General features: G+C 69.7%; 6 protein-coding genes, 1 pseudogene and 1 CRISPR repeat array. Of the genes and pseudogenes, 5 read left to right on the top strand and 2 right to left on the bottom strand.

Going from position 1 to position 7102, the window contains the following annotated elements; all coding sequences use genetic code 11:
- From MEICH_RS0117060 to MEICH_RS0117075, 4 genes are all read left to right on the top strand, one after another.
- The coding region (locus tag MEICH_RS0117060) for a YcaO-like family protein (protein WP_027893597.1) at positions 1-1338 on the top strand (1338 nt) is incomplete at its 5' end.
- 21 nt (positions 1339-1359) lie between these two features.
- Positions 1360-2655: a nitroreductase family protein gene (locus MEICH_RS0117065; RefSeq protein ID WP_027893598.1), complete on the top strand. Its 1296-nt coding sequence runs from the start codon at positions 1360-1362 to the stop codon at positions 2653-2655.
- A 294-nt stretch (positions 2656-2949) separates the two neighbouring features.
- Entirely contained in the window at positions 2950-4035 is a 1086-nt protein-coding gene (locus MEICH_RS27340) for an HD-GYP domain-containing protein (protein ID WP_157202879.1), read from the top strand.
- Between the two features lie 230 nt (positions 4036-4265).
- Positions 4266-5269: direct repeats of the CRISPR family, unit length 29 nt; unit sequence CGGTTCATCCCCGCGTGTGCGGGGAAAAC.
- Between the two features lie 166 nt (positions 5270-5435).
- Positions 5436-5630, top strand: a complete 195-nt coding sequence (locus MEICH_RS0117075) for a hypothetical protein (RefSeq protein WP_157202880.1) — start codon at positions 5436-5438, stop codon at positions 5628-5630.
- A 45-nt stretch (positions 5631-5675) separates the two neighbouring features.
- Here MEICH_RS0117075 and MEICH_RS0117080 read toward each other — a convergent pair whose 3' ends face one another.
- On the bottom strand, positions 5676-6134 hold the full coding sequence (locus MEICH_RS0117080; RefSeq protein WP_027893600.1) for a hypothetical protein: 459 nt from the start codon (positions 6132-6134) through the stop codon (positions 5676-5678).
- A gap of 10 nt (positions 6135-6144) precedes the next feature.
- Entirely contained in the window at positions 6145-6387 is a 243-nt protein-coding gene (locus MEICH_RS0117085) for a hypothetical protein (RefSeq protein ID WP_157202881.1), read from the bottom strand.
- A 6-nt stretch (positions 6388-6393) separates the two neighbouring features.
- Between MEICH_RS0117085 and MEICH_RS29500 the strand changes: the two are divergent.
- Positions 6394-7102, top strand: a pseudogene (locus MEICH_RS29500) (tetratricopeptide repeat protein); the annotation flags it as partial.

Genomic DNA, 7102 nt, shown 5'->3' on the forward strand with positions numbered 1-7102 from the left:
GCGTTCGTGCTCGACCCCCGGGCGGCCGGCGTGGAGCGGGTGCGGCTGTGGGGCGACGCGCCACCGGTCCCGGCGCCATCTCCCGCCTGGAACGCTCAGGCCCCGCTCGAGCGCGGCCCCCTCCCCGACCTCACCCCCCTCGAGCTGGTACACCCCCAGGTCGGTCCCTTGCTGAGCCTGTACTCCGACTACTCCAGGGCCACCTTCGCCTACGCCGCGGCCCAGCTCGCCGCCTACAGCAGCCGGCAGGCCGTGTGGGGCGGTGGCCGGACCGCCAATTACCGCAAAGCCCGCCTGGTGGCGGCCCTCGAGGCGCTGGAGCGCCAGGCCGGGCTACACGTCCAGGACGACCGCCGCCGCGTCCAGGCTACCTGGGCCGAGCTGGGGGACGAGGCTTTGGACCCCCGGAGGCTGGGCCTGTACGCCCCCGAGCAGTACCGGCGTCCCGGCTTCCCCTGCCGGCCCTTCGACCCCGAGCGCCCCTACGCCTGGGTCGAGGGCTTCTCCTTCACCGCCCAGCGGCCGCTCTGGGTGGAGGAGAGCGCCGCCTTCTACCGTGCCGCTACCCTCGTCGTGGGCACCTCCAGCGGCTGCGCGGTCGGGAGGAGCCTGGAGGAGGCCACCGCCTACGCCACGCTCGAGCTGTTCGAGCGGGACGCGGCGATGCGCTGGTGGTACGGGGTGGAACCGGTCCCCCGCCTGGGCCTGTCCTCGCTGGGCGGGCTCAGCCGCACGGCCCTGGCCCTGCTCGACCGCCTGGACGCGCTGGGCTACCGGCTCCACCTCTTCGCTGCGGGGCGGCTCGGGGATATCCCCGCTCTGGTGGCCGTGGCCGAGTCCTGCCGGGCCGGTGGGGGAGGCCACACGCTCTGCGCCAGCGCCGCCCGCTTCACCTGGGCCGGCGCCTGCGAACAGGCCCTCTTCGAGCTGCTGAGCCTGGTGGAGCTGGCCCGCAGCCTGACCCCGGATGAGCGGCGCCGCGCGGCCCACCTGGCCCACCACCCCGAGGACGTCACGGACATCACCGACCACCTGCTGGCCCACTGGCCGCCCTCGGCCCGGCCGCGCTTCGAGCCCTTGCTGCACGTGGGGAACGGGGAGCAGCCGCCCCCCGGCGGTCACCCGCCGAGCACCTTCGGCGAGCTGGTCGTGCTGCTCGAGCGCCACGGGCTCGAGCTGATCGCCGTAGACCAGACCACGCCCGTCCTGCGCCGGCTGGGCCTGCGCTGCGTGCGGGCGCTGGTGCCGGGGCTCATCCCCATCCACTACGGCGCAGGGCTGGAGCGCTACCACCTGTTGCCCCGGCGGCGCACGGCGTGGCCCCACCCGTTCGCCTGAGGCGCCCGGAAAGGAGGTCTTATGGTCAGTGCCCCTGCCCTGCACTTCCGCACGACCTACTTAAAACAAACCGCCGACCGCAACGAGACCCACGACGAGGCCAAGTTGTTCCCCCCGCTCCCGCCGCACGCCGCTGAACACCCGCTGCCTCACCGCCTGGTCGCCGACCTCGGCACCCTCGGCGATGCCCTGGAGCCGCGCTCCCGGCCGGATCATCCTGCCTCGACCCCCAGCCTGGTCGAGGTTGCTACCATCGCCCACCTCAGCCTCGGCTTCTCCCGCTACGAGCCGGCGGACCGCTACCCCTACCACCGGCCCGCTCCTGCGCCACGCTGCAAGGGAACGACCGAGCTCTACTTCTTCACGCGGGGCGGCGACCTCCCCCCGGGCCTGTACCGCTACGACCCGCGCCGTCACTCCCTGGCGTCCACGCCCTGCGCCGCCTTCGCCCCGCTGGTCTGGGAGCTGCTCGAGCGACGGCCGGGCCTCGGCGGCGGCTGGTTGCTCACCACCCTCCCACAACGGCTGCGCTCGATCTACGGCGACTTCGCCGCGCGGCTGTGCCTGCTGGCGGCGGGCCACGCGGCCGCCCAGGTCTGTACCGTCAGCGGCGCGCTGGGGCGCCCGCTGCGCTGCACCTTCGAGGGGTTGCCGGAGTTCACCTGGCCACCGCTGGAGGAGATGCCGGTGTGCTGGCTGCTCGAGGACTCCCCGCCCGTACGGGTTGTCCCGGGCGGCACCCTCGGCCACGACCTGCGCGAAGTGATCTACGCCCGCCACTCGGCAGGCGGCCCCAACGGGGTATGGCCCGTCCCACAGCCGCAGTCGCGGGAAAGCGTGGCGGTGTTCGAGCAGGTGATCCGTGCTATCCCCGGAAGGGGCTGGGCGGTTCACGCGCTGATCCTCAGGGCCGAGGGCTTCGACCCCGGCGTGTACCGCTGGGACGCCGTTTCCCAGGGCCTGCGCTTGCAGGCTGAGCTGCCCGCCTCGAGCGAGTGGCACCGGGCCTTGTTCATGCCCCCCGGCTTCCAGGCGCGCAACTGCTCGACGGTCTGGTTCGTCAGCGGCGACACCGCGCCGATCCACCGCCACGGGATGGGCGCCTTCCGCGCGGTCCACACGACGGCCGGGGCCGTGGCGCAGTACCTCAGCCTCGCCGCCGCCGCGTCCGGCCTGTTCGCGCGCCCCTCCCTCAGCTTCGACGAGGCCTACATCGACCGGCTGCTGGGCCTCGAGCGCACCTCGCACGCCGCGCTGTACCAGGTGCTCGTCGGTAAGGACCGACCGTGCACGCTGGCCGTGCCCCTGATGCTGTGAGCGCAGCCCCAGCTACCGACCGCCTCCGCCCGGTCCAGTCGCCGGGCGCGACCGCGCCCGCTATAGCCCCGGGTCCTCAACCAACCCGCGTGGGTGCTCACCGCTAGCCCCATCCTGGCGGCAGAGGCTCGAGCCCCCGAGCCCGGAGCGTAGGGCCGTTTTAGCCCTACGGTGCGGTTGTGGCGCGGGTCGAGACCCGCAGCGACGGCCGCAGTGCGCCTGCCATGAACCATGTAGGCTTTCCAGCGTGGGTTATAGTTGGTTCTAATACCGTTCGCTCGAGGAGGTCGGTTCGTGGTGCATTCCACTGGCGGCAGCGACGCAACCCAGGATAAACCCCAGGTATGGCTCCGGCTCGTGTGGGAACCGACCGGCCTTTTCCGCCTCGCGCACCTGGCAGTGGTGGTCCTGTCGTTGCTCGCGGTGGTCTACGTGGTTTACGTCACCGGCGGCACCCCCAACCCCTTCGTCCACCTGATGTACGGGCCGATCCTGCTGGCCGCTGCGGGCAGTGGTGCCGGGGTCGCGACCATGGTGGGGCTGCTGGCCGGGGTGCTGGTGGGGCCGTACCAGCAGAGCTCGCTCACGGCGGCCGGCGGGCAGATCGACGGGGGGTGGCTGGTGCGAACGCTCATCTACTGCGCCGTCGGGGGTGGCGCGGGGCTGGTCTTCGAGCGGCTGCGGCACAGCCTGCGCTCGACGCGGGAGCTGGCCGAGCGGCTGGCCCGCGGCTACGGCAACACCCTGCGCACCCTGGCCGCGCTGGTGGCCGAGCGCGACGAGCAAACCGGCGGCCACTGCGAGCGAGTGGCCTACCACGCCCACGAGCTGGGCAAGCGGCTGGGGGTGAGGGGGCACGACCTCGAGACGCTGTGGTGGGCGGGGCTGCTGCACGACCTGGGCAAGGTGGGCATCCCCGAGTACATCCTGCGCAAGCCGGGCAAGCTCACCGCCGAGGAATACCGCGAGGTGCAGCGCCACGCCGACTTGGGGGCCCAGATCCTGCTCTCGGCCTCGCCCGAGTTCGCCCCCATCGCCGAGGGGGTGCGCGCGCACCACGAGCGCTGGGACGGGAAGGGCTACCCCCAGGGGCTGGCCGGGGAAGCCATCCCCCTCTTCGGCCGCATCCTCGCCGTCGCCGACGTCTTCGAGGTGCTCACCAGCCGCCGCCCCTACCGGGAGCCGAGTTCCGTCCCCGAGGCGCTCGCCGAACTCCAGCGCAACGCGGGCAGCCAGTTCGACCCGCAGGTGGTCGAGGCCTTGCTGCAACTCGTCCACGAAGGCCGTGTCCAGACGGAGGGGGTCCCGCCGCCCCTCTACCACGAGGTGCCGGTGTTCGAGGTTCGCAGCATGGGGCTCGAGAGCCAGCGGGCGAATTGAGTGTGGCTCGGAGCGGTTAGCTGAGTGTCGAACGCCGAACGCCGAACGCCGAACGTCAAACGCCGAACGCCTAAAGCCGAACGCCTAAAGCCGAACGCCTAAAGCCCAGCGCTTTCGTAGGGGCGAGTCAATGGCTCGCCCTCTCCAAATTCCTGCCGCCCTAGGTGGGAGGGCACTCCTCGCGGGTGCCCATGTGGGTGGGCCACTACCCATGCTGTAGGAACCACTCCTGATTCATCCCCGCGTGTGCGGGGAAAACGTGCCGCCGGTCTGATGAAGACGAGGCCGGGCCGGTTCATCCCCGCGTGTGCGGGGAAAACTCGAGCTTGAGGTCCTTGATGTAGCCCGAGGCCGGTTCATCCCCGCGTGTGCGGGGAAAACTAGGTGGAGGACAGGTCGCTCATCCACGCGAGCGGTTCATCCCCGCGTGTGCGGGGAAAACCCCTGGCCCAGCTTCTTCATGCGGGCGCGGAACGGTTCATCCCCGCGTGTGCGGGGAAAACCGCGGCGAAGTCCTCGGTGATCTCCTGCACCGCCGGTTCATCCCCGCGTGTGCGGGGAAAACGCGCGGAGGTAGAGATGAACGAGTGGATCAGGCGGTTCATCCCCGCGTGTGCGGGGAAAACGGGTTTTCGGGTTCAGGCATGGCTTTCCTCCTGCGGTTCATCCCCGCGTGTGCGGGGAAAACCCGGAGCATCCACTCCAGCCGCGCTTTGTCCTCGGTTCATCCCCGCGTGTGCGGGGAAAACGTCCAGCGGTGACGCTCAGGCACCACCTCTACCGGTTCATCCCCGCGTGTGCGGGGAAAACTTAAGGTCAACCTCTATCTCCGATGCCGCAGACGGTTCATCCCCGCGTGTGCGGGGAGAACGGATGGCGGCCTCGAGGTCGGCCAGGGCCACCGGTTCATCCCCGCGTGTGCGGGGAAAACTCCCCCACCCCCAACAGCCGCGCCGCCTACAGCGGTTCATCCCCGCGTGTGCGGGGAAAACGCCGTCTCGACGGTCTCCAACGGCGACGGCACCGGTTCATCCCCGCGTGTGCGGGGAAAACAGTGGCACCCGGCCAGGCCGGGGAGCCGCTACCGGTTCATCCCCGCGTGTGCGGGGAAAACAATTCGGCCGAGCCCGCGGCACTATACCGCACGGTTCATCCCCGCGTGTGCGGGGAAAACAATTCGGCCGAGCCCGCGGCACTATACCGCACGGTTCATCCCCGCGTGTGCGGGGAAAACACTTGGTTCTAACGGATAAAACTTCCCCTCGAGCCCCCGGAAGTGTCTCGAGGTCTGCTTGTCAAGGTGCCGTGCAACGTGCCCGGTTGCTTTGGTCATCCTAGCACTCTCGGGCATGCCTCTGGCGCGACAGGTTCTGTCGCGTGCCGGGCGCACCCTGCGGGCCATGGGAAAGATCCATGCGCTCCGCACGAAGGGTGGTATCGGCAAGTGGCTCCGGGTACTGGGGAAAGGAGGGGTTTGCGTGGGCGTCGTGCTGGCGTTGCTCGCGCTGGCGCAGCCGTGGGGTGTGGCGGGCGTGCCCACGCCGCCCGCGGCGGTGGCGGACGGCGACGACGTCAAGACCGGCACGGGGGGGTAGGGGTTTGAGGGGGCAGGCCTCGCTTTAGCACACAAAACAACACCACTACTCACACCTGGAAGCAAGAACCTCCCGAAGCGTCCTTCCGATGAGCTCGAAGTCGCTCGGGAAGGGGAGGGTGACGGTTTCGGACAGCGGCTTGAATACAAACCCCATTCGTGGCCCCTGGTTAACCGATGGGTAGAAGCGCAAAGCATTACCCTCGAGGCTTACACCGCAAAATAACGCACCCTTGAGGAATTCCCTGTAATTCTTACAGCCGAGGAGCCCAGGTACGGTCGTCTCGTAGTCTGGGATCGAGCGATCGAACTCTTTCAGATACCGCGTTGCTTGCAGTACGGCCACCAGACGCCCGCCCAACTCCCCGTCCGTGATGTGAGCGCTCAGCACCACGTGGGGTGGGCAGTCACCCCACATGCCGTTGGGGAGCAAGCAACTGTGGTCTATCAGGATTAACTCCCCGCGAAGAGTGACCCCTGCCCTTTTCTCGCTATACCGGCTCATAGACCCCTGCCTACCTCACCCGCAAGACCTGCACCTGAATGCCTAGCTGGTTGGCTCTCCTGGTAGCTGCTTCGATCACCCGTAGCTGGCTTAACGTGACGTATTCATCGGGAGGTATGACAACCTCGAGCACTTTCTGCTTCACCTCCCCAGGCTCTATGACTGTACCGGCGTACTTTAGCACCCTCAAAACCATCAAGTTGTTTAATGCACTTAGGGCGGGGTTTTCCCCGTGAATTGGGTACAATTCCATCGCGACATGAAAATGCCTTTAGCGGACCTCGAGGCCACCTTGCGGCAACTGGTGAACACGGGGCGTTTGGACATCGCGACCCGGACGCTGGCGACGGCTTTCGGCCAGGCCCGCACGCTCGAGGCGCAGCGCCAGGTGGTGGCGGCGCTGTTCCCCCTCCTCCCCGAGGGCTGGTTCCGCGCCGACACCCAGGCGGCCGAGCTTTACGCCCAGGCGCTGTGCCGGGTGCGGGAGCCCGAGGCGCTGTGGGGCTTCTGCCGGGGCTTCGCGTCCCCGACCCCCGCGCTCGAGCTCTACCACGCCTGGGCGCTCCTGCGGCTGGGGCGGGCGGAGGAGGCGTTGGGGCGGCTCGAGGCGCTGGAGGCGGAGGGCCTGGGCGAGAAGGGGCTGTACTGGCGCACCCGGGCGGAGGTGCTGGCCCGGCTGGGGCTGCCGGGCTGGGAGGAGGCCTTCGCGCGGGCCAAGCAGCACCTCACCCGCGAGGCCCTGGGGCGCTGCCTGATCGACGAGGGCGGCTACCTGTACGCGGTGGGGCGGGCGCCCGCGGCGCGCACCCGCTGGTCGGAGGCGCTGGCGCACCTGCGCAACGACCCCTACTACCTCGCGTGGGCCCACTACAACCTGGGCATCAGCGCGCTGGACACGCCCGCCGAGGCCGAGGCGCACCTGCTCGAGGCCGAGCAGCTCAGCCGCAAGCCCGCCGCGCGCGCGATCC

This window comes from Calidithermus chliarophilus DSM 9957, assembly GCF_000430045.1.
GTDB lineage: Bacteria > Deinococcota > Deinococci > Deinococcales > Thermaceae > Calidithermus > Calidithermus chliarophilus.

Bases quoted from the DNA above. Each gene is read 5' to 3' on its own strand.
- MEICH_RS0117075 (WP_157202880.1), top strand. From the start codon at position 5,436: ATGGGAAAGATCCATGCGCTCCGCACGAAGGGTGGTATCGGCAAGTGG.
- MEICH_RS0117065 (WP_027893598.1), top strand. From the start codon at position 1,360: ATGGTCAGTGCCCCTGCCCTGCACTTCCGCACGACCTACTTAAAACAA.
- MEICH_RS0117080 (WP_027893600.1), bottom strand. From the start codon at position 6,134: ATGAGCCGGTATAGCGAGAAAAGGGCAGGGGTCACTCTTCGCGGGGAG.
- MEICH_RS0117085 (WP_157202881.1), bottom strand. From the start codon at position 6,387: ATGGAATTGTACCCAATTCACGGGGAAAACCCCGCCCTAAGTGCATTA.